Raw genomic sequence first — 21,348 nt, forward strand, 5'->3', positions numbered from 1 at the left:
CTGGGGGTGCGGTCATGGCGGACCTGGGGTGCAGGGTGTGGCTGGCAGGGCGGCGGTTATGGCGGCCTGTGGGGTGCACGGTGTGGCTGGGGGTGCGGTCATGGCGGACCTGGGGTGCACGGTGTGGCTGGGGGTGCGGTCATGGCGGACCTGGGGTGCACGGTGTGGCTGGCAGGGCGGTCATGGCGGACTTGGGGTGTGCTGGGGGCGGGGAGTGCGTTAGGGCTGCGGATATCAGGGGAGTGCGTGGTGTGGCTGGGTGCACGGTGTGGTTGTGGGTGCCGGCGTTTGTTGCGGTGGGCGCCTGCCTTGATTATCGGGCTGGGGTGGCTCGCCGATCTCCTCCCAGCTGCGGCGCACCCACGCGGGGGCCGAGAGTCGGTCGAGCTACCGGATTACGTGTTGCCTCGCCTAGAGGTGGGGCAGCTGTCAGCGGTTGCGGCCGTAACGGTCTGCTAGGCGGGCTTCGGTGGTGGGTTGGGCGGGCGTCGGTGTGTCTTCGGTGGGGGTGGGGGCGGTCGGTGCAGACGGTTGGGCGCGGTCTCGGCGTCGGGCTTTGAGTTCGGCCACTACGAAATAGCCGAGGCCGAGGGGGGCCATCAGGCCGAAGGCCAGCCATTGGAGGCCGTAGGAGAGGTAGGGGCCCGCGTCGAGTTGGGGGAGGGGGGTGGGGGTGAAGGCGCCTGGTTGGTCGGCGGCCAGTTGGAGGTAGCCGCCCTTGTCGGTGCCGGTCGGGATGGGGGTGAGGGGGGTGCCGAGGACGGTGGATTCCTGGGTGGTGTCGACGGTGTACACCTGGCGGAAGCCGTCTTGGGTGCTGGGAGTCTTGTCGGGGACCACGCCCTCGGAGGCTCGGACTCGGGCCTCGATGCTGTGTGGGCCCGTGGGTGGGTCGGCGATCGCGGGTGGGCGGGTGCCGTCTACCGAGGCGACCAGGCCGCGATCGACCAGGAGGGTGCGGCCGTCTTCGAGACGGAAGGCGGCCAGGACCGCGTAACCGGGGGCGCCGTCGAGGTGGCGTAGCCGGACCAGGACGGTCGACTCGGGGACGAAGGCGCCGGTCGCGGTCACCTTGCGCCATTCGGTGTGGGTGCCTGCGTCGCCGTCGAGGACCTCGGTCACGGCCACGGGGTCGGCCTGCACGGAGTCGGCGATCAGTTGGTTGCGGTGCTCGGTGCTGTCGTTCTTGCCGAGCTGCCACGGCGCGAGGACGGTGAAGCACAGGTAGGCGAACGCGGCGACGACCACCGCGAGGATCAGCCAGCTGGGGCGCAGTAGGAAGGCGATTTTGCGCATCAGAGCGGCACGTCGGCGGGGTTGCGGGCGTCCAGTTCGGCGTGGACCCAGTCGAGCAGGCCGGGGACGGCGGCCTCGATCTGGTCGCGGACCAGGTCGAAGTCGGACTGGTCGCCATAGTACGGGTCCGGCACGTCGGGGCCGTCGGCCGCGGGGTCGAAGCTGCGCAGCAACCTGCGCTGGTCGGTGGGGACGCCGCGGTGTGCGAGCTCGCGGTCGTGGCCGGTGTCCAAGGCGATGATCAGGTCGGCGTCACTGTGCTCGGGACCGAAGGTCGCCGCGGTGTGCTCGGTCGGGTAGCCGGCCCGGCGCAGGGTCGCCTCGGTGCGCGGGTCGGCCGCATCGCCGACATGCCACGAACCGGTGCCCGCGCTGCTCACTCGCACCCGGTTCGCGAGGCCGGCTCGGTAGAGGTGCGCCTCGAACATCTTCGCGGCCATCGGTGACCGGCAGATATTGCCTGTGCAAATGAACGAGACATGTAAGGGACCCACGGGAGCCATTGTCGCTCGTGCTGCCGATTCGCCGCCACGTAGGGTGTTCAGTTGTGCTCGAGGACTCTGTCGACCCCGCGATGTTGCGCCACCACGGCGACGTGGAGGCGCGTCCGGGCATGCTCGATTTCGCGGTGAACGTCCAGGGCGTCGCCCCACCGGACTGGCTGCGCGAACGCCTCGCCGCCCGGCTCGGCGACCTCGGCCGCTACCCGAGTTCCGACGACGAACGCGCCGCCCGCGCGGCCGTCGCCGCCCGCCACCACCGCTCGCCGGACGAGGTGCTGCTGCTGGCGGGCGCCGCCGAGGGGTTCGCGATGCTGCCTCGCCTGGCCCCCCGGCTCGCCGCCGTCATCCACCCGTCCTTCACCGAGCCGGAACTCGCATTACGTGAGGCTGATGTCCCGGTCGCCAGGGTGATCCTCGAACGCCCGTACACCCTCGACCCCACCCTGGTCCCCGACGAGGCCGACCTCGTGGTCGTCGGCAATCCCACCAACCCCACCTCGATCCTGCACCCCGCCGAGACGATTCAGGCACTGCGCCGACCAGGCCGGATCATCGTGATCGACGAAGCCTTCGCCGATGCGGTCGCCGGTGGGCACAGCGCCGATGGTGTGCGATCCAGCCCCGCGTCCGAGGAACCGGAGTCGTTGGCCGGTTTCTCCGCTCCCGATGTTCTGGTTTTCCGCAGCCTCACCAAGACGTGGGCACTGGCCGGTTTGCGTTGCGGCTACGCCCTCGGCGCTCCCGAAGTCCTGGCACGGCTCACCCATGGCCGCCCGCACTGGCCTCTCGGCACCCTCCAACTCGAGGCGATCATCGCCACCGCCGAACCCACCGCCGTCGCCGAATCCCGCCGGCACGCACACCGCATCGCCGCGGACCGCACCGCCATGATCGACCGACTCACCGCGCTCGGCGTCGACGTCCACACCTCGGCCACCGGCCCGTTCCTGCTCCTGCGCGTCCCCGACGGCGCCCTGCTGCGCAAACACCTCGCCGACCTCGGCATCGCGGTGCGCCGCGCCGACACCTTCCCCGGGCTCGGTCCCGACCACCTCCGCGTCGCGGTGCGTGGCGCCGCCGAAGTCGACCGGTTGATCGACGCGCTGCGCGCGGCACTGTGGTGACTCGGCCACAGTGACGAAAGTTCCGACGGAAAGAAGGAGGCAGCGGTGACCGACCTGGCCGAACTGATCGGGGTACTCGACGCGGCATACCCGCCGAGACTGGCCGAATCGTGGGATTCGGTGGGGCTCGTCTGTGGTGACCCCGCGCAGGAGGTCACCAAGGTGGTGTTCGCCGTCGACGCGACCGCCGCTGTTGTCGACGAGGCGATCGGTTGGGGCGCACAGGCTTTGGTCGTGCACCATCCGCTGCTGTTGCGCGGGGTCGACACCGTCGCCGCCGATACGCCGAAAGGCGCACTGCTGCACCGGTTGATCCGCTCCGGCTGTGCCCTGTTCTCCGCCCACACCAACGCCGACTCCGCCGACCCGGGCGTCTCCGACGCGCTGGCCGCCGCCGTCGGCCTCACCGTCACCGGCCCGCTGGATCCCAAACCGCTTGCCTCCGTGGACAAGTGGGTAATCCAGGTGCCCCAGACCCACACGGCTTCCTTGATGTCGGCCTTGTTCACCGCGGGCGCGGGCGCGATCGGCGACTACCGCGAAGCCGCTTGGTACACCGCGGGCACCGGCCAATTCCTGCCGATCGCGGGCGCCAACCCGGCGATCGGGGCGATCGGCACCGTCGAAACCGTCACCGAGGACGCCGTCGAGGTGGTCGCGCCCCCGACTTCCCGCCTCGCCGTACTCGCCGCCTTGCGCGCCGCCCATCCCTACGAGGAACCGGCCTACCACGTCACCGAACGCGCACCCCTGCCGTCCTCGCTCGGCATCGGCCGCATCGGTGAACTCCCGCAGCCCGAGACCCTGCGCGAGTTCACCGCCCGCGTCGGCGTCGGCCTGCCACGCACCGTCTGGGGCGTGCGCGCCGCGGGCGATCCCGAACGCGTCATCGAACGCGTAGCCGTCTGCGGCGGCGCGGGCGACTCCTACCTCGACAAGGCCATCCGCGCCGGCGTCGACGCCTACCTCACCTCCGATCTGCGCCACCACCCCGTCGACGAACACCTCCGCCGCGGCGGCCCCGCCCTCATCGACGCCGCGCACTGGGCCACCGAGTTCCCCTGGTGCGGTCAAGCCGAACAGTTCGTCAACACCGCCCTCCCCGCGGTGCGGACCCGCGTTTCGACGCTGCGCACCGACCCGTGGACGGTCAGCGGCTGATCGGTGTCACCACTGGCGGCCAGCGCCTCGACGGCGAGGGGCTCGTTGCATCGACCACGAGGGCGCTCTTCGGCCGTTCCCACAGCAACCGCCCGACACCCTCCTGGCGGTAGGCGCCCGGCTTGCCCCAGCGTTCGGTTCCCGCCTTCGGCGATCTCTTCGGGTCATGGCGTGATCACACCCCGCGGCGCGGTACGGTTGATCGATCCATCCGTCCACTGTGTTCAGGAGTTCGTGCGCGTTGAATGTCGAACCGTCGGTCCAGACCAAGCTGTTGCAGCTCGCAGGAGTCGATGCCGAGTTGACGCGCATCGCCCATCGCCGTTCCGCGCTGCCGGAGCAGCAGGAAGTGGCGCGTCTGGCGGCCGAGCGCAACGGCTACAAGGACGCGGCCGTGGCGGTGGAGATCGGCATCGACGATCTGGACCGCGACATCCGCAAGCTCGAGGGCGAGGTCGAAGCCGTCCGCAAGCGTGAGGACCGCGATCGCGGCATGCTCACCGCGGGCACCGTCGCCGCCAAGCAGCTCTCCGAGCTCCAGCACGAACTGGGCAGCCTGGAGCGTCGCCGCTCGGTGCTCGAGGACGAGCTGCTGACCGTGATGGAGCAGCGCGAGGCGATGCTCGCCGACCACGACCACGCGGGTGCGCGGCTCAGCAAGGCCGACCACGACCTCGAAGACGCCGAACGCCTGCGCGACGAGGCGATGGCCGATCTCGAAGTGGCGCAGCAGCGTTGCGAGAAGGATCGCTCCGAGCTGATCGGTCTGTTCCCCGGCGAGCTGATCGCCGTCTACGACAAGCAGCGCGCGGCGCACGGTGTCGGCGCGGCCCTGCTGCAGGCCCGTCGCTGCGGCGCCTGCCGGATCGAGATCGACCGCGGCGAGATGCAGCGCATCGCCAAGGCCGCGCCCGACGCGGTCCTGCGCTGCCCGGAGTGCAGCGCGATCATGGTGCGTACCAAGGAATCGGGGCTGTGACCGGATCGGCGCGTCGATGACCGAGGTGATCGTCGAAGCCGACGGCGGCTCGCGCGGCAATCCCGGCCCGGCCGGTTACGGCGCGGTGGTGTTCGCCGCCGATCACGTGCGGGTGCTCGCCGAACGCAAGGAGTTCATCGGCGTCGCCACCAACAATGTGGCCGAATACCGTGGTCTCATCGCGGGTTTGGCGGCGTCGGCCGAGTTGGGCGCGCGCGTCGTCACGGTGCGCATGGACTCAAAGCTCGTCGTCGAACAGATGTCGGGACGCTGGAAGATCAAGCACGCCTCGATGATTCCGCTCGCCGAGCAGGCGCGGGCGCTGGTCGCCGGATTCGATCGGGTGAGCTTCACCTGGATTCCGCGCGCGGAGAACTCCCACGCCGACCGGCTCGCGAACGAGGCGATGGACGACGGTGAACTCACCGGAACCGTGCGCGAGGCCGTCGCGGCCGGACATGCTGCCGGTGACGAAGTCGCGGTGCCGAAATCGGTTGATGCGAACAAGGTTTCGCCCGGCTGGACCGGTGCCGTCGGCAAGCCCACCCGTCTGCTGCTGTTGCGCCACGGCCAGACCGCGCTGTCGGTGGAGCGCCGGTATTCCGGTCGCGGCAATCCGCCACTGACCGACCTCGGTCGCGAGCAGGTCGAACGCGCCGCGAAAATGCTTGCCGCCAAAGGCGATATCGCCGCGGTCGTGAGCTCCCCGCTGCAGCGGGCCCGGTCCACCGCCGAAGCCGCAGCGTCCGCCATCGGCGTGCCGTTGCGCATCCTCGACGGCCTCACCGAGACCGATTTCGGCGACTGGGAAGGTCTCACCTTCGCCGAGGCTGCCGAGCGTGATCCGCTGCTGCACCGCGAGTGGCTCGGCGACCCGTCGATCCCCGCACCCGGCGGCGAGAGTTTCGATCAGGTCCGCGAACGGGTCGAAGGGGTGCGCCGCGATCTGGTGGCGCTGTACCCGGGCCAGAACGTGGTGGCGGTCAGCCACGTGACCCCGATCAAAACCCTGCTGCAACTGGCGCTGGGCGTCGGCCCGTCGCTGCTGTACCGCCTGCACCTCGACCTCGCGTCGCTGTGCGTCGCCGAGTTCTATCCCGACGGTGGCGCCTCGGTGCGCCTGGTCAACGACACCTCGTACCTGTGAGCTAGCCGCTTGTCACCTGGGCACGGTACGGTCGCCCCGGCGCACGGTCGGCGTAACGACGACGCCGCATTTCCCGAAAGATTCTCGGGCATGCGGAATGCCGCGGCCACAAGGAAAGGTACTTGATGAGGTTTCTACGGATGGCGGCGTTTGCGGCGGCCATCGCGGGGGTGCTCACCGCGTCCGCGGGCGCGGGTAGCGTGACGGCCGACCCGAGCGTGGTGCTCGGCGCGGCCTCGGGCATTGTCTTCGACAACAACTCCGGTTGCTCGCTCACGGCCATCGGCCACGACGGCGCGGGCCGCCTCGTCGGTCTCACCGCGGGGCACTGCGCGCCGACCGGTTCGCGCGTCGGCGCCGAGCAGGCGCTCAAGGCGGGCGTGATCGGCACGGTCGCGTATTCCGACGACGGCGACTACCTGGATTTCGCTGTGCTGCAACTGGATGCGTCGAAGGTGGTGCCGGTGCGCACCATCGGCCAGACCACCGTCGCGGGTATCGGCGCCTCGCCCGGCCCCGGTACCACGGTGTGCTCGGACGGCCGCACCAGCGGTCGTAGCTGCGGCGTGGTGTGGGGTGAGCTCGAAGGCACCTCCATCAACCAATACTGCTCGCAGCCGGGCGATTCCGGCGGACCCGTCGTGGTCGGCGACCGCCTCGTCGGCATGAACCAGGGCCGTCTCACCGGCCTCGGCCCTGTCGACTTCGACGTTCCCTGCACCGGCGGCGCCAACCCGATTCACTCGCCCGCCTACTTCCAGCCCATCCAGGTGATCCTGGACGTGCTCAACCGCGCGGGCGGCGTGGGCGCGGGCTTCCAGCCCATCTGATAGACCCGCGAAACCACAAGGGGCGCAGCATCGAACAGGTGCTGCGCCCCTTGTCGTCGAGGGTCGGAGAAGGTCGCCGCAGTCAGCCGAGACCGCGCTCGTGCATGAGTAGCAACCCGTAGGCGGCTACCGTGTGGGCGTCGATGATCTCGCCGCGCAGGATCATCGCCTCGACCTGTGAACGGGAGAACCAGGCCGTGCGCATGTCCTGCTCCTCGTGTTCGCGGTCCGGCTCGCCCGGTGTGAGGCCGGTGGCGAGGAAACAGTGGCCGCGCTGGTCGGTCAGTGCGGGTGCCGCGGCCAGAGCGCCGAGTCGAAGCATGTGTTCGGCGCGCAGCCCGGTCTCCTCACGCAATTCGTTGTGCGCCAACTCGACCGGCGTCGCAGTGGTGCCGTGTGGCGGTGTGCCCGCGGGGAACTCCCAGCACCGCATGCCCAGCGGATAACGGAACTGTTCGACGAGGTGGAATCCCGTGCCGTCGAAGGGGATCACCAGTGCCCAGTCGACCTTGTCGAGGACGCCGTAGATCCCCACCGAGCCGTCCGCCCGCCGAACAGTGTCCTCCCGCAACCGCATCCACGGGTTGGTGTACAACGTGCGCGAGCTGATCTGTTCCATCACCCCATGGTGCCCCACCCCCGCGGCGTATCCGGGCGGTTCAGGGGCGAAGGACCGACACCAGGAAATCGGTCTGGTCGCGCACTACCTGTTCGAAGACATCGTCGAAGTACACGTCGAAGTGGCCGACCGGATACTGCTTGACCACCGCGTGTTTGGTGCGTTCGGCGGCCTTGCGGGTCGGGCCGACGGGGGCGATCGAGTCGTTTTCGGCGATCGCGTAGAAGACGGGGACCTTCAACGACTTGGCGCGGCGGCCGGGGGAGTCGAATAGGGTCGAGAAGGCCACGCGGGCACCGACTTTGGGGTCGTAGGTGGCGCTCTCCTCGGCTAGTCGGCCGTAGCCCTCCGGCACGTCGGTGGCGCTCATCAACGCCGCGGAGCGTTTGCGCCCGGCCAGGCGGATGCGGATGGGCTTGCGGCGGATCGGGCCGAAGAGCAGGTCGGTGGCGGCAATGGTGGCGACCTTGGTGAGGCTGATCGGACCCTTCGCCATCCCCGACGCCCAGCCGCTGGTGAACGGCACCTGGGCCACCACCGCGGCGAGGTAATCGTCGTCGGGCGCCACCGCGAGCACGTGTCCACCGCCGAACGAGGTGCCCCACAACGCGATCCGCGTGGCATCGAAGCCCCGGATGCTGCGCGCGTAGGCGATTGCGGCCTTCCAGTCCTGCCGCTGACGGGCGATGTCGATCACCTGGCGAGGCGAACCCTCACTGGCACCGAAATTCCGGTAGTCGAACGCCAGCACCCCCATTCCCGCCGCGACGAACCGCCGCGCATACCGATCCAACCCCATCTCGCGGGTGGCCCCGAGCCCGTGTCCCATGATCACCAACGGGCGCGGACGAGGCGCGCCGTCGGGCAGGTAGAGCCACGCGGCGCACTGCTGGTCACCCGAAGGGAAACTGACGTCGACACGTTCCATGAGTCAATACCGTAGCGAGTACTCTGTACCGGCGGGCGAGTCGGCCGGGCGACCGCGGTAACGGGAACGGGCACCAACGGTGTCGCTGCCCGGTACCGAGGAAAGTCCGGACTTCACAGAGCAGGGCGGTTGTTAACGGCAACCCGGGGTGACCCGCGGGACAGTGCCACAGAGAACAGACCGCCGCACGCGAGTGCGGTAAGGGTGAAACGGTGCGGTAAGAGCGCACCAGCGCCTCGGGTGACCGAGGCGGCTAGGTAAACCCCGCCCGGAGCAAGGTCAAAGGTCGCACCGGCAACGGTGCGGCTGCGCAGGTGTTCGAGGGCTGCTCGCCCGAGCCTGCGGGTGGACCGCTCGAGGCACCCGGCAACGGTGTGTCCAGATGGATGGTCGCCCCCCGATGCGAATCGGGGACAGGATCCGGCTTACAGGCCGGCTCGCCCGCCCACGAAACGAGAAGGCGGCGGTTCCCACCGGGAGCCGCCGCCTCGCTTCGCCGCTGACGGCTCAGCACATCAGCTTGGACATCTGGTAGACGGCCGTGGCCTCTTCGGTGGTCGCGGCGGTGTCGCCGTTCTTGGCCGCCTTGATGATCGTGGCGACGGTATCGGCCTCGGACTTGCCCGCTTTGATCTCGGAGCAGGAATGGTTCAGCACCGCGGCGATGGCGGCATCGTCACGCCCCTGCGCCAGCTTCGGGAAGGCGTTGCGGTAACTCACCACGAACATGCCCGCCTTGCTGGCTTCGACCTGGAAGGTCGGCGCGGCCGTGGTGGAAGCGGTGGGGGCGCCGGCGGAGGAAGAGTCGTCGCTGCAGCCGGCCAGAAGCAGGGCGAAGACGGTGGCGCTGGCCGCGATGGCGGCGGTAGTTCTACTCACGCAGCGGGATGCTAGCGGCCCAGGAAACACGCCGCTTCCCCTGTGGTTAACGGGAAGCGACATGTTCTGGATCGAAGCGGTGAGCTATCCCGGGTTAATCGCCAGTAGATGCGCCCAATAGCTGGCCGCGTCCGGTCCGAGGATCGGCGACAGGTAATCGAAAATCAGCCACGACATACGTTCGCAAACTCCCATTTATCGACGTGAGTGCCGCACAACCCGGCAGCTGCCGAGTGCGCCGCCGCCACAGTAACAATTGCCCGCGAGGTCATGGCGTTCGTGTGTCCGGACAGCGAAAATGCGCTGGAACTCGCCGGGAACGTGAGCGAGGTCATAGAGTGATCGCCGTCGGCAGGGCTCGCTGCCACTTCCTCGGGCCCATTACATTCGATCGCGGAAGCAGGTCACATTTACATGCGGGTAGTTCGTTCCATTGTCGCCGGTGCACTGATCGCCGGAGCCGCTGCGGTTTTCGCAACGCTGGGTGCCGGTTCGGCGAGCGCGGTCGCGGTGACCCCGCTCGCAGGCGGGGTCCAGGTCGACCTCAGCCCGGCTGATACCGCCTGGGTTCATCAGTCTCGATTCGGCCTGACTGTCGCCGGTCTGCCGCACCCGTCGGCGGCCTCGTTCGGTCAGGCGCTCGACGCGGCCGCGACCGTGTCCTCCGCCGTTCCCAACGGCCGGGTCACGTTCACGGTGTACGGCCCGCTCGATCAGCTCAACGGCACCATGCTCGCCCTGAAGTAGAACTCGCTAGTCTGCGAGCTATGGACTTCGGATCACACACGACGAGTAGTTCGCAGAACCTGGGTCGGATGGCTGGTTTCCGACTCCACCAGCGGATCGTCTCGGCGCCGGTCGACTTCGGCGCCATCCGTTCCGAATTCGGACTGGCCTCGGAATATCCGGCCGAGGCAGTCTCCGAAGCCCGCGACGCGGTCGACGCGTTCGCGGGCACTCGGGTCGATCGGACCGATATCGAGTTCGTGACCATCGACCCGCCCGGCGCGCTGGATCTGGACCAGGCGCTGCATATCGAACGCACTCCCACCGGCTTCACCCTGCACTACGCGATCGCCGATCTCGGTGCGGTGATCGTGCCGGGCAGTGCTCTGGCCGCGGAGGCCGAAATGCGCGGGCAAACTTTCTATCTGCCCGACGGCACGGTCCCGCTCCATCCGACGGTGCTGTCCGAGGGGACAGCGAGTCTGCTGCCCGGCGTCGACCGGCCCGCCGCGTTGTGGACCATCGAACTCGACAATGATGCTGCGCCGCTGAGCTTTTCGGTGACCCGCGCGCTGGTGCGCTCCCGGGAGCGGTTCGATTACGCGCAGGTTCAGGCCGCTGCCGACGCGGCGACGTTGCATCCGTCGTTGCTCGCGCTGCCCGAATTCGGGCGGCTGCGGATCGAGGCGGGATTCGAACAGGGCGCCATCTCGCTGCGGTTGCCCGCCCAGGAAGTGGTTCCCGACGGTGACGGCTGGCGTCTGCAGCTGGAGCCGCGTACCGACGCCGACGACTGGAACGAGCAGATCTCGCTGCTCACCGGAATGTGTGCCGCGCGAATCATGGTGGAGCACAACGGGATCGGCTTGCTGCGCACGATGCCGGCGCCGCCGGAGAGCGCGATCGCATCGATGCGGCGGACGGCGGCGGCGCTGGGCGTGCGGTGGCCCGCCGAGATGCCGGTGGGGCGGATGCTCGCCGGACTCGACGCGAACACGCCCGCGGCGCTGGTCTTGATGTCGGAAGCTACCGGCTTGTTGCGGGGGGCCAGTTACACGCTGCTCGCCGAACTCGACGATCCGTCGCCGGAGCAGTTGACGCACAGTGCGATCGGGGCTCCGTACGCGCATGTGACGGCGCCGCTGCGACGGCTGGCCGATCGGTTCACCACCGAGATATGCCTGGCCTACTCCGCCGGGGTCGAGGTGCCGCAGTGGGTGGTGGACGGGTTGACGGGAGCCGCCGAGACGATGCGGCGCACCGACGGGGTGGCCAACAAGGTGGATCGTGCGTGCGTCGATCTGACCGAGGCCACCGTTCTCGCGCCTCGGGTCGGCGCCGAGTTCTCCGCCGTGGTTCTGCGTGATGCCAACGGGTCTCGGCCCGCCGAGATCTTCGTCAGCGAACCGCCGATCCTCGCGCGCTGTGAGGGACGGCCGCCGGAAGGGCAGACGGTCGCTGTGCGGTTGGCTGTCGCGGATCCGGGAACCCGGACGATCGGGTTCGAATACGACGGGGCTCGTTGATCGTCGGGGACTTCAGTTCCGCACGGAGATGAAGGCCGCTGCCGAGGGGTAGTGGGAGATGGCTCGGCCGGCGGCCGCTTCTTCGGTATCGGCCAGAAGTTCGTAGACCGTGGCCGCGGGGCCGTGCGCGTGCGCGGCCACCGCCAGGATCGCTTCGCGGGATTCGACGGCGTCACGGTGGTCACCGAGCACGGATTGCAGGCGTTTGGCGCGGGTGCCGAGATCGCCTGCGTCGGAGCCGAGGACGGTGGTCGCGGCTTCGCAGGAATACCGTAACCGCTTGGCGCCCTTGCGGATGTCGTGGAGCAGTTCCACCCGGTCGGCGGGGGTGGCGGTGGGTTCGGCGAAGACCAACTTGCGCAGGCGTTCGCGGTCGCGACGTAGGACCCGGTCGAAGACGTCGGTTGCCTTGTCGCGAGCGAGTTCCGGTGCGAGTGGGGGATCGGTGCGCCAGGTTTTCAGCACTGTGCGCAGGCGACGGTAGCGCTTGGCATCCAGTGCGCTCAATACCTCGGCGTGGGCATCGGTGTAGGCCTTGCGGGACGCGCCGACCAGGGAATCGGTGATCTCGGTGGGGGCATCGTCGTAGTCCGACAGCAGGTCGGTGAACCGTTCGGCGCGGACCTCGGCGTCGCGGGCCACGCCGAGCAGGTCGGCCAGCCACTTCAGCTCCGCCTCGGTGGCGGCGGCTTCGTCGGCGTCGAAGAGCTTGCGGTAGGAGCGAAGGACGCTGCGCAGCCTGCGCGTGGCCACCCGCATCTGGTGGACCGAATCGTCGGCGTCGGCGCGGACGTCGGGCTCGGCGTCGAAGAGCCGGTCGATGTCCTCGCGTAGTGCCGCGACGACGGCTTTTCCGGCCTTGGTCGCCATGTGTCAGCCTCGCTTCCCGAACGCGTCGGTCGCCTCCACCAGGTGGTGGGTGATGCCGGGCTCGTGCGCGGTATGCCCGGCGTCCTCGACGATGTGCAGGGTCGAGGACGGCCACGCGGTGTGCAGATCCCAGGCGCTCACCGCGGGGCACACGATGTCGTGGCGACCCTGCACGATCACGCCGGGGATGTCGGCGATCCGATCTATGTCTCGCAGCAACTGTCCCTCGTCGAGGAATCCGCCGTGGCGAAAATAGTGGTTTTCGATCCGGGCGAAGGCGAGTGCGAAGCGCGCCTCGGCCGTTTCGGCGACCCGATCAGGTTGCGGGAGCAGCGAACTCGTCGCGCCTTCCCACGTCGACCAGGCGATCGCGGCATCGAGTGCGACCTGCGGATCGGGGGAGTGCAGCAATCGGTGATACACCTCGACGAGGTCGTCATCGCGGTGCTCGACCGGCACGGGCGCCAGGAATTTCGCCCACTCGGCCGGGTAGACATTGCCCGCGGCGCCGTTGTAGTACCAGTCGATCTCCTTACGCCGCAACAAGAAGATGCCACGCAGCACCAGTTCGGTCACCCGCTCCGGGTGCGCTTGCGCATAGGCCAGGCCGAGGGTCGAGCCCCACGAGCCGCCGAACACCTGCCAGCGCTCGATCCCGAGATGTGCGCGCAGCAACTCCATGTCGGCGATCAGATTCGGCGTGGTGTTGGTGTCGAGGGAAGCCCCATCGGCGATGTGCGGCATGGACTTTCCGCAGCCGCGCTGATCGAACAGCACGATCTTGTACACCGCCGGGTCGAAGAAACGCCGTTGCAGGGGCCCGGTGCCCCCGCCCGGTCCGCCGTGCACGAACACCACCGGCTTGCCGTCGGGGTTGCCGCTGACCTCCCAGTACACCGACTGGCCGTCGCCGACATCGAGCAGTCCCTGCTCGACGGGCTCGATCTCGGGGTAGAGGGTGCGCATCAGAACGCCAATCCCGCGGCGAGGGAGGGCAATTCGAGGGCGGTGAGGGCCTCGGTACGCACCTCGGGGCAGCTCTCGGTGGTCGCCCGGTCGACCATCGCCTTGTCGGCGAGGATGTGCCCGTTGATGCCACCGTTGCGCAGCCCCCAGTCGTGCACCATGGCGTTGAGCGAGATCCTGCCGAGCGTCGGCCCCTGCACCCGGAAGTTCGACAGCTCCGGCCTGATCATGTCGCACAGCTGCGCGGCGGACGACGGACTGATCGTCAGAGTCCCAGCCGGTGCGGCTGTGGTCGCCGCCGCGGCAGAGGAGGTGGTGCTGCCCGCACTGCCGGTGGAAGCCGGTGGCACACCTCCGCACGCGGTCAGGGTCGCGGCGGCGAGCGCACCCGCGATCAACAGCACAGAACGAGAATTCCAAGGGCGTCGCGGCATCGGTACCTCTGCTAGTCGAACAGTGTCGACATCGAGTCTGCCATCAGCCGCGGACAAGCACCTTTCACACGCGACGGCCGCCCCCTCGCGGGAGCGGCCGCACGGGTCGAACTTCAGAAGCTGTGTTCGGGACCGGGGAAGGTGCCCTGGCGGACCTCCGCGGCGTAAGCGGCTGCGGCGGTGCGGAGCTCGTCGCCCACGTTGCCGAAGCGCTTGACGAATTTGGCGGTCTTGCCGCTGGTGTAGCCGGCCATGTCCTGCCAGACCAGTACCTGGGCGTCGCAGTCGGCGCCGGCGCCGATGCCGACGGTCGGGATGGTCAGCTTGCGGGTGACCTGGCCCGCGATGTCGGCGGGAACCATTTCCATCACCACCGAGAACGCACCGGCTTCCTGCACGGCGATCGCGTCGGCCACCAGTTGCTCGGCGCCGTCGCCACGGCCCTGGACCCGGAACCCACCCAGGGTGTTCACGCTCTGCGGCGTGAACCCGATGTGGGCCATGACAGGGATGCCCGCGGAGGTGATCAGCGCGATCTGTTCGGCGACACGTTCGCCACCCTCGAGCTTCACCGCGTGCGCGCCGCCCTCCTTCATGAAGCGGGTGGCGGTCGCGAGGGCCTGCTGCGGCGAGGACTCGTAGGTCCCGAACGGCAGATCGGCGACCACCAGGGCGTGCGGCGCGCCGCGTACGACGCCGCGCACGAGCGGGATGAGCTCGTCGATGGTGATCGGCACAGTGGTGTCGTAGCCGTAGACGACATTGGCGGCGGAATCGCCGACCAGGAGCACCGGGATACCGGCTTCCTCGAACAGCCGCGCGGACGAGTAGTCGTAGGCCGTCAGCATCGACCAGCGCTCGCCCTCGGCCTTCATCTGCTGCAGATGCTGGACGCGGGTCTTGCGGCGTGGTTTCTCGGCGGGGACAGCTTCGGCGGGAGTGGCACCGTAGGCAGGACTCTGCTCATCGGATACGGACATCATCGTCCCTTTCGTCTGGTTCCTCGAGGCCCATACCGGGTCCCCGGGCTTTTCTGACAATCCCAGTGTGCCACCTGCGCCCGCACGGGTTTAAGGCCCGGCGTCGGTGTGATCGGTCACATCGACGATTCGGCTACCGTGAGGCAAGCCCATTCGGGCGCATCGTGTGCGCCGCAGGGCGCGGAAAGGTGGGCCCACCGTGCAGTCTGTCCGGCTCGTCGTGCTCCTCGGCGCTGTCTCCGCGTTGATCGTCACCGGGTGCGGCACCGGCGAGGACAGCACACCGCGCGCTGAGCTGCCCCCGCCGCCGTCGGGTCTGAACACCTTCTACGACCAGCAGATCAGCTGGGGCTCGTGTGAGGGCTACGGCAGCCCGGAGGACCGGGTGCCGCCCAAAACCGAGTGCGCGCGGATCACCGTGCCGATCGATTACGCGCGCCCGGACGGCCCGACCGCCCAGATCGCGCTCTCGCGGATCCCGGCCACCGGCAAGAAGGTCGGCTCGCTGCTGATGAACCCGGGTGGTCCCGGCGTCTCCGGCCTCTCGATGGTCGGCGTCGGCAACCGCACCGAACTGGCGGAGAAGTTCGATCGGGTCGGGTTCGATCCGCGCGGTGTCGGCTCGTCGCTGCCCGCGATCGTCTGCCTGACTCCGCAGCAGGCCGATGCCGAACGCGCCGAGCGGCCCACCGACAACACCCCGGCGGGCATCGCCGACGCCGAGGCCGACAACCGCGAATACGCCGACCGCTGCGCCCAGCGATCGGGTGTGGACCTGCTCGGTCATGTCGGCACCCGCGAGGTGATCCAGGACATGGATGTGATGCGGGCGGTCCTCGGTGACGCGAAGCTGAGCTATCTCGGCTACTCCTACGGCACCCGCCTGGGCTCCGCCTACGCGGAGAAGTTCCCGCAGAACGTGCGCGCCCTCGTCCTGGACGGCGCCGTCGACTCCTCGCAGGACCCCGTCCAGGAATCGCTGCGCCAAGCAGCGGGCTTCCAGGGCGTGTTCACCGCCTACGCCACCGATTGCGCGAAGAACGCCGACTGCCCCCTCGGCACCGACCCCGCCCAGGCGGTGGCCCGCTTCCGCGAGCTTGTCGGCCCACTCGAACAGACCCCGGCGCCGACCGCCGACCCGCGCGGCCTCAGCTACAACGACGCGATCACCGGCGTCCAGCAGGCCCTCTACAGCGACGAACTGTGGGATATCCTCACCCAAGGGCTGTCCGAACTGCGCGGCGGAAACGGCGACACCCTGCTGCAACTGGCCGATATGTACGACGGCCGCCGCCAAGACGGCACCTACGCCAACACCCAGGACGCGTTCAACGCGATCCGCTGCGTCGACGATCCCCGCATCACCGATCCCGCGGTGACCGGCCGTCAGGACTCCGAATACCGCAAGGCCGCCCCGTTCCTCGACGACGGCAAGGGCACCGGCGCCGCCCCGCTGGAATTGTGCGCCGCCTGGCCGGTGCCCAACACCAGCACCCCGCATCGGGTCTCGGCCCCTGGCCTGCCGCCCACCGTCGTGGTGTCCACCACCGACGACCCGGCCACCCCGTACCAAGCCGGTGTCGACCTGGCCGCACAGCTGGGCGCCGACCTGATCACCTTCCGTGGCAATCGGCACACCGCGGCTCTCGTCGCGGGCGATCGGTGCCTCGACGACGCGGTGATCAACTACCTCGTCGATCTCGCCACGCCCGCTCCTGGTCTCACATGCTGAGAGCCAGATTTACTCACCACGCCCCGTCGTGGCCGGTGAGATGTGCGAATGATGTGACGCGATCGCAAACCCGTCTGTGTATGTAACACGGATTTAACGCCGGGTGCTTACGCTCGCCGGTATGGATCGCCAGAAGGAATTCGTGCTGCGGACGCTCGAAGAACGGGATATCCGCTTCGTCCGTCTCTGGTTCACCGATGTGCTGGGCTACCTCAAGTCCGTCGCCATCGCCCCCGCCGAGCTCGAAGGCGCCTTCGAGGAGGGCATCGGCTTCGACGGCTCGGCCATCGAAGGCTTCGCGCGCGTGTCCGAGGCGGACATGGTCGCGCGGCCCGATCCGTCGACCTTCCAGGTGCTGCCGTGGGCCAGCTCCAAGGGCCACCAGCACTCGGCCCGGATGTTCTGCGACATCGCCATGCCCGACGGTTCGCCGTCCTGGGCCGACCCGCGCCACGTGCTGCGCCGTCAGCTGAACAAGGCCGCCGACGCGGGCTTCAGCTGCTACGTGCACCCCGAGATCGAGTTCTTCCTGCTGAAGGACCAGCTCAAGGACGGCTACGAGCCGACCCCGGCCGACAACGGCGGCTTCTTCGACCAGGCCGTGCACGACGCGGCGCCGAACTTCCGCCGCCACGCCATCGACTCGCTGGAATCGATGGGCATCTCGGTGGAGTTCAGCCACCACGAGGGCGCTCCCGGTCAGCAGGAGATCGACCTGCGCTACGCCGACGCGCTGTCGATGGCCGACAACGTGATGACCTTCCGCTACCTCATCAAGGAGGTGGCGATCGACGAGGGCGTGCGCGCGACGTTCATGCCCAAGCCGTTCTCCCAGTACCCCGGCTCGGCCATGCACACCCACATGAGCCTGTTCGAGGGCGAGAACAACGCCTTCGCCGATCCCGACGACCCGAACAACCTCTCGGGCACCGCGCGCTCGTTCATCGCGGGCATCCTCGAGCACGCCCCCGAGATCAGCGCGATCACCAACCAGTGGGTCAACTCCTACAAGCGCCTGATCCACGGCGGCGAAGCTCCCACCGCGGCTTCCTGGGGCCGGTCCAACCGGTCGGCGCTGGTGCGTGTGCCGATGTACACCCCGAACAAGTCGTCCTCGCGTCGCGTCGAGATCCGTAGCCCTGACTCGGCCTGCAACCCGTACCTGACCTTCGCGGTGCTGCTGGCCGCCGGTCTGCGCGGCATCGAGAAGGGCTATACCCTGCCCCCCGAGGCCGAAGACGACGTCTGGTCGCTGACCGACGCCGAGCGACGCGCGATGGGCTTCCGCACCCTGCCCGGCACCCTCGACGAGGCGCTGCAGGCGATGGAGCGCTCGGAGCTGGTCGCCGAGACTCTCGGCGAACACGTCTTCGACTTCTTCCTGCGCAACAAGCGCCGCGAATGGGCCGACTACCGCTCGCAGGTCACCCCATGGGAGCTCAAGGAATACCTGAGTCTCTAAGCGGTCCATGGTGGTTTTCGGCCGCCTTGATCTGGACTGACCGAAGGGTGCGACGAAGGAGTGCCCGTAGGGAGGGAAGATCAAGGTTCCCAGGCCGAAAACCCGGCGGCGCCAGCCGCTAGAGTTACAGCTATGGTCCGGCCACCGACTGCCCGCTCCGCTGTACCCGGCGTCGGCCGGCTCGGTTTACTCGAACCGACGGCGACGGCTTCACTGCGTCAGCTCGGCTGGGATAACGTCGACGCGGTGCCCGTGCTCTGGGCCCTGTCGCGTTCGCCCGATGCCGATCTGGCCCTGTGTACGCTCGTGCGGCTTCACGAATCGCTCGAAGACGCATGGCCCGAACTGGATTCGGCGATCCGATCCGACACCACGTTGCGCGGCAGGCTGTTCGGTTTGCTCGGGTCGTCGACGGCGTTCGGCGACCACCTGGTCGCTGTCCCGGCCGCGTGGAAAGTGCTGCGTAAGAAGGAGCTTCCCAGCCGGGACGAGCTGATCGCCGATCTGCTCGACGCTGTCGACGCGGCCCCGGAGACCGGTCCGAACGCGGGACCGATGCTGTTTCGCGCCGGCATCGCCGGTCCCGAGGCGGTGGCGTTGTTGCGCAGCAGGTATCGCGATCAGCTGATGCTGCTGGCCGCCGTCGACCTCGCCTCCACCGTCGAGAACGAGCCGGTCCCGCCGTACCTGGTGGTCGGCAAGCATCTGTCGGATCTGGCCGACGCCGCGCTCACGGCCGCACTGTCGGTCGCGGTCGCGCGAGTGTGCAAGAACGGCGAGCTGTCGGTCCGGCTCGCGGTGATCGCGATGGGCAAATGCGGTGCGCGAGAACTGAATTACGTCAGCGATGTCGACGTGGTGTTCGTCGCCGAACCGGCCGACGCCACCGCGACCCGGCTCGCCGCCGAGATGATGAGCGTGGCCAGCTCGGCCTTCTTCGAGGTCGACGCCGCCCTGCGCCCCGAGGGCAAAGCGGGCGCCCTGGTGCGCACCCTCGATTCCCACCTCGCCTACTACAAGCGGTGGGCGCGTACCTGGGAGTTCCAGGCGCTGCTGAAGAACCGGCCGATGACCGGCGACATGGAACTCGGCCGCCAGTACCGCGACGCCCTGATGCCGATGGTGTGGACCGCCTCCGAACGCCCCGACTTCGTCGCCGACGTCCAGGCGATGCGTCGCCGCGTGGAGGACCTGGTCCCCGCCGACATGCGCGAGCGCGAGCTCAAGCTGGGTGCGGGCAGCCTGCGCGATGTCGAATTCGCCGTGCAGCTACTGCAATTGGTGCACGGCCGGGTCGATGACGCACTGCACGTCACCAACACCGTCGAGGCGCTGGCCGCGCTCGCCGCGCGCGGCTACGTCGGCCGCGAGGACGCCGCCAACCTCACCGCCTCCTACGAATTCCTGCGCCTGCTCGAACACCGCCTGCAGCTGCAGCGGCTCAAGCGCACCCACACCCTGCCCGCCGCCGACGACGAGGAGGGCATGCGCTGGCTCGCCCGCGCCGCCCACATTCGCCCCGACGGCCGCCAGGACGCGGTCGGCGTGCTCGACACCGACATCCGCCGCAACGCCGTGCGGGTGCGCCGCCTGCACGCCAAACTGTTCTACCGCCCGCTGCTGGACGCGGTCGCCCGGATGGACTCCGACGCCCTGCGGCTGAGCCCCGATGCCGCCGTCCGCCAGCTCGCCGCCCTCGGCTACGGCGCCCCGGCCAACGCGCTCGGCCACCTCAAAGCCCTCACCGGCGGCGTCTCGCGCAAGGGCCGCATCCAGGCGCTACTGCTGCCGACCCTGCTCGAATGGCTGGGTGACACACCGAATCCCGACGCGGGCCTGCTCGCGTACCGCCGGGTCTCCGAGGGTCTCGACGACCAGACCTGGTTCCTGCGTGAACTGCGTGACGAAGGCGCCGTCGCCCAGCGCCTGATGATCGTGCTCGGCTCCTCGGAGTACCTACCCGACCTGCTGATCAACGCGCCCGACACCATCCGCATGTACGCCGACGGGCCCGGTGGCTCGCAGTTGCTCAGCACCAACCCCGAAGACGTCGCGCGCGGCATGCAGACCGCGGCCGCGCGCTATGACGACCCGAAACGCGCTGTCGCGGCGGCACGTTCACTGCGTCGCCACGAACTCGCCCGGGTCGCCTCGGCCGACGTGCTCGGCATGCTCGACGTGCCGCAGGTGTGCGCGGCGCTGTCGTCGGTCTGGGTCGCGGTGCTCGAGGCCGCACTGAGCGCGGTCATTCGCGCCTCGGAGGCCGAACGTGGTGGGCCTGCGCCCGCCGACTTCGCGGTGATCGGGATGGGCAGGCTCGGCGGCATGGAACTGGGCTACGGGTCCGACGCCGACGTCCTGTTCGTCTGCGATCCGCGCCCCGGCGAGGACGAGGCCACCGCCGTGAAGTGGGCCAACGGGATCGCCGAGCAGGTCCAGCGGCTGCTCGGCGCACCGAGTGTCGACCCGCCGTTGCAGGTGGACGCGGGCCTGCGCCCCGAGGGCCGCAACGGGCCCCTGGTTCGCACGCTGGCCGCTTATCAGGCCTACTACGCGCAATGGGCTCAGCCGTGGGAGGTACAGGCGCTGCTGCGCGCCCACCAGGTGGCGGGCGATCAGGATCTGGGCGTGCGCTTCCTGCACGTGATCGACCCGATCCGCTATCCGACCGGTGGGGTGTCGGAGGAATCGGTGCGCGAGATCCGCCGCATCAAGGCCCGCGTCGACGCCGAACGCCTGCCGCGCGGCGCCAATCCGTCCACCCACACCAAACTGGGTCGCGGTGGTCTGGCCGACATCGAATGGACCGTCCAGCTGCTGCAATTGCGCCACGCGCACGAGGTCCCCGCACTGCACAACACCTCGACCCTGCAGGCGCTCGACGTGATCGAGGCAGAAGGCATCCTCGAATCCGAGGACGTCGCGTTGCTGCGCGAATCCTGGATCACCGCGACGGCCGCCCGCAACGCCCTCGTCCTGGTCAAGGGTAAACCGACCGACCAGCTTCCCGGTCCCGGCAAACTGCTGTCGGCGGTCGCTCGGGTAGCGGGCTGGCCCAACGACGACGGCAGCGAATTCCTCGACACCTACATGCGCATCACCCGGCGCGCGAAGGCGGTCGTCGAGCGCGTGTTCGGGGGATAGTCCGGACATGAAAAAGCCCCGCACCACTGGTGCGGGGCTTTT

19 protein-coding genes and 1 other RNA gene are annotated in these 21,348 nt (G+C 69.0%); 11 read left to right on the forward strand and 9 right to left on the reverse strand.

The window, feature by feature from the left end; all coding sequences use genetic code 11:
- Positions 1-429 precede the first annotated feature (429 nt).
- Positions 430-1,296 (reverse strand): SURF1 family cytochrome oxidase biogenesis protein, encoded by an 867-nt coding sequence (locus NS1_RS35015; RefSeq protein WP_062991536.1) that lies wholly within the window; start codon positions 1,294-1,296, stop codon positions 430-432.
- Positions 1,296-1,799, reverse strand: a complete 504-nt coding sequence (locus tag NS1_RS35020; protein WP_062991538.1) for a low molecular weight protein-tyrosine-phosphatase — start codon at positions 1,797-1,799, stop codon at positions 1,296-1,298. Before NS1_RS35020 ends, NS1_RS35015 begins: the two co-directional genes overlap by 1 nt.
- 71 nt (positions 1,800-1,870) lie before the next feature.
- Here NS1_RS35020 and cobC point away from each other — a divergent pair, with 71 nt between their 5' ends.
- The 5 genes from cobC to NS1_RS35045 all read left to right on the forward strand — a co-directional run bounded on the left by cobC (position 1,871) and on the right by NS1_RS35045 (position 7,040).
- Positions 1,871-2,923, forward strand: coding sequence for an Rv2231c family histidinol phosphate aminotransferase CobC (gene cobC, locus NS1_RS35025; RefSeq protein ID WP_062991613.1), 1,053 nt, complete (start codon positions 1,871-1,873; stop codon positions 2,921-2,923).
- Positions 2,924-2,968: 45 nt separating this feature from the next.
- Positions 2,969-4,084 carry a Nif3-like dinuclear metal center hexameric protein gene (locus NS1_RS35030; RefSeq protein ID WP_062991540.1) on the forward strand — a complete coding sequence of 372 codons (1,116 nt, stop codon included), beginning with the start codon at positions 2,969-2,971 and terminating at the stop codon, positions 4,082-4,084.
- A 241-nt stretch (positions 4,085-4,325) separates the two neighbouring features.
- Positions 4,326-5,063 carry a zinc ribbon domain-containing protein gene (locus tag NS1_RS35035; protein ID WP_062991542.1) on the forward strand — a complete coding sequence of 246 codons (738 nt, stop codon included), beginning with the start codon at positions 4,326-4,328 and terminating at the stop codon, positions 5,061-5,063.
- A gap of 16 nt (positions 5,064-5,079) precedes the next feature.
- Complete coding sequence (locus NS1_RS35040) at positions 5,080-6,210, forward strand: bifunctional RNase H/acid phosphatase (RefSeq protein ID WP_062991544.1); 1,131 nt, start codon at positions 5,080-5,082, stop codon at positions 6,208-6,210.
- A gap of 140 nt (positions 6,211-6,350) precedes the next feature.
- On the forward strand, positions 6,351-7,040 hold the full coding sequence (locus NS1_RS35045) for a S1 family peptidase (RefSeq protein WP_062991546.1): 690 nt from the start codon (positions 6,351-6,353) through the stop codon (positions 7,038-7,040).
- Between the two features lie 82 nt (positions 7,041-7,122).
- Here NS1_RS35045 and NS1_RS35050 read toward each other — a convergent pair whose 3' ends face one another.
- Complete coding sequence (locus NS1_RS35050; RefSeq protein ID WP_062991548.1) at positions 7,123-7,659, reverse strand: NUDIX domain-containing protein; 537 nt, start codon at positions 7,657-7,659, stop codon at positions 7,123-7,125.
- 40 nt (positions 7,660-7,699) lie between these two features.
- On the reverse strand, positions 7,700-8,587 hold the full coding sequence (locus NS1_RS35055; protein WP_062991549.1) for an alpha/beta hydrolase: 888 nt from the start codon (positions 8,585-8,587) through the stop codon (positions 7,700-7,702).
- 36 nt (positions 8,588-8,623) lie between these two features.
- Between NS1_RS35055 and rnpB the strand changes: the two genes are divergently transcribed.
- Positions 8,624-9,031: RNase P RNA component class A (rnpB, locus tag NS1_RS35060), an RNA gene on the forward strand.
- 63 nt (positions 9,032-9,094) lie between these two features.
- On the opposite strand, the gene NS1_RS35065 is transcribed toward rnpB, so the two are convergent.
- Positions 9,095-9,466, reverse strand: coding sequence for a hypothetical protein (locus tag NS1_RS35065; protein WP_062991551.1), 372 nt, complete (start codon positions 9,464-9,466; stop codon positions 9,095-9,097).
- A gap of 414 nt (positions 9,467-9,880) precedes the next feature.
- Here NS1_RS35065 and NS1_RS35070 point away from each other — a divergent pair, with 414 nt between their 5' ends.
- Both NS1_RS35070 and NS1_RS35075 read left to right on the forward strand, forming a co-directional pair.
- Entirely contained in the window at positions 9,881-10,213 is a 333-nt protein-coding gene (locus NS1_RS35070; RefSeq protein WP_056821111.1) for a hypothetical protein, read from the forward strand.
- A gap of 68 nt (positions 10,214-10,281) precedes the next feature.
- The gene (locus NS1_RS35075; protein WP_062991553.1) at positions 10,282-11,718 is read left to right on the forward strand and encodes an RNB domain-containing ribonuclease; all 1,437 of its coding nucleotides are present in this window, start codon (positions 10,282-10,284) and stop codon (positions 11,716-11,718) included.
- Positions 11,719-11,730: 12 nt separating this feature from the next.
- Here the strand turns inward: NS1_RS35075 and NS1_RS35080 are convergent, their stop codons facing one another.
- The 4 genes from NS1_RS35080 to panB form a co-directional block, all read right to left on the reverse strand.
- On the reverse strand, positions 11,731-12,588 hold the full coding sequence (locus tag NS1_RS35080; RefSeq protein ID WP_062991555.1) for a CHAD domain-containing protein: 858 nt from the start codon (positions 12,586-12,588) through the stop codon (positions 11,731-11,733).
- 3 nt (positions 12,589-12,591) lie between these two features.
- Positions 12,592-13,554 (reverse strand): prolyl aminopeptidase, encoded by a 963-nt coding sequence (gene pip / locus NS1_RS35085; protein ID WP_062991557.1) that lies wholly within the window; start codon positions 13,552-13,554, stop codon positions 12,592-12,594.
- On the reverse strand, positions 13,554-13,958 hold the full coding sequence (locus NS1_RS35090; RefSeq protein WP_255284813.1) for a hypothetical protein: 405 nt from the start codon (positions 13,956-13,958) through the stop codon (positions 13,554-13,556). The genes pip and NS1_RS35090 overlap by 1 nt, the downstream gene beginning before the upstream one ends.
- A gap of 143 nt (positions 13,959-14,101) precedes the next feature.
- Positions 14,102-14,968 carry a 3-methyl-2-oxobutanoate hydroxymethyltransferase gene (gene panB / locus NS1_RS35095; protein ID WP_062991615.1) on the reverse strand — a complete coding sequence of 289 codons (867 nt, stop codon included), beginning with the start codon at positions 14,966-14,968 and terminating at the stop codon, positions 14,102-14,104.
- Between the two features lie 199 nt (positions 14,969-15,167).
- On the opposite strand from panB, the gene NS1_RS35100 reads away from it, so the two are divergent.
- From NS1_RS35100 to NS1_RS35110, 3 genes are all read left to right on the forward strand, one after another.
- On the forward strand, positions 15,168-16,700 hold the full coding sequence (locus NS1_RS35100) for an alpha/beta hydrolase (RefSeq protein WP_062991561.1): 1,533 nt from the start codon (positions 15,168-15,170) through the stop codon (positions 16,698-16,700).
- A gap of 121 nt (positions 16,701-16,821) precedes the next feature.
- Positions 16,822-18,162, forward strand: coding sequence for a type I glutamate--ammonia ligase (gene glnA, locus NS1_RS35105; protein ID WP_062991563.1), 1,341 nt, complete (start codon positions 16,822-16,824; stop codon positions 18,160-18,162).
- Positions 18,163-18,294: 132 nt separating this feature from the next.
- Positions 18,295-21,306 carry a bifunctional [glutamine synthetase] adenylyltransferase/[glutamine synthetase]-adenylyl-L-tyrosine phosphorylase gene (locus NS1_RS35110; protein WP_062991565.1) on the forward strand — a complete coding sequence of 1,004 codons (3,012 nt, stop codon included), beginning with the start codon at positions 18,295-18,297 and terminating at the stop codon, positions 21,304-21,306.
- Positions 21,307-21,348 lie beyond the last annotated feature (42 nt).

Source organism: Nocardia salmonicida NBRC 13393 (assembly GCF_001613085.1).
Classification (GTDB): domain Bacteria; phylum Actinomycetota; class Actinomycetes; order Mycobacteriales; family Mycobacteriaceae; genus Nocardia; species Nocardia salmonicida.

Bases quoted from the DNA above. Each gene is read 5' to 3' on its own strand.
- NS1_RS35015 (WP_062991536.1), bottom strand. From the start codon at position 1,296: ATGCGCAAAATCGCCTTCCTACTGCGCCCCAGCTGGCTGATCCTCGCG.
- NS1_RS35020 (WP_062991538.1), bottom strand. From the start codon at position 1,799: ATGGCTCCCGTGGGTCCCTTACATGTCTCGTTCATTTGCACAGGCAAT.
- cobC (WP_062991613.1), top strand. From the start codon at position 1,871: ATGTTGCGCCACCACGGCGACGTGGAGGCGCGTCCGGGCATGCTCGAT.
- NS1_RS35040 (WP_062991544.1), top strand. From the start codon at position 5,080: ATGACCGAGGTGATCGTCGAAGCCGACGGCGGCTCGCGCGGCAATCCC.
- NS1_RS35045 (WP_062991546.1), top strand. From the start codon at position 6,351: ATGGCGGCGTTTGCGGCGGCCATCGCGGGGGTGCTCACCGCGTCCGCG.
- NS1_RS35050 (WP_062991548.1), bottom strand. From the start codon at position 7,659: ATGGAACAGATCAGCTCGCGCACGTTGTACACCAACCCGTGGATGCGG.
- NS1_RS35055 (WP_062991549.1), bottom strand. From the start codon at position 8,587: ATGGAACGTGTCGACGTCAGTTTCCCTTCGGGTGACCAGCAGTGCGCC.
- NS1_RS35070 (WP_056821111.1), top strand. From the start codon at position 9,881: ATGCGGGTAGTTCGTTCCATTGTCGCCGGTGCACTGATCGCCGGAGCC.
- NS1_RS35075 (WP_062991553.1), top strand. From the start codon at position 10,282: ATGGCTGGTTTCCGACTCCACCAGCGGATCGTCTCGGCGCCGGTCGAC.
- NS1_RS35080 (WP_062991555.1), bottom strand. From the start codon at position 12,588: ATGGCGACCAAGGCCGGAAAAGCCGTCGTCGCGGCACTACGCGAGGAC.
- pip (WP_062991557.1), bottom strand. From the start codon at position 13,554: ATGCGCACCCTCTACCCCGAGATCGAGCCCGTCGAGCAGGGACTGCTC.
- panB (WP_062991615.1), bottom strand. From the start codon at position 14,968: ATGTCCGTATCCGATGAGCAGAGTCCTGCCTACGGTGCCACTCCCGCC.
- glnA (WP_062991563.1), top strand. From the start codon at position 16,822: ATGGATCGCCAGAAGGAATTCGTGCTGCGGACGCTCGAAGAACGGGAT.
- NS1_RS35110 (WP_062991565.1), top strand. From the start codon at position 18,295: ATGGTCCGGCCACCGACTGCCCGCTCCGCTGTACCCGGCGTCGGCCGG.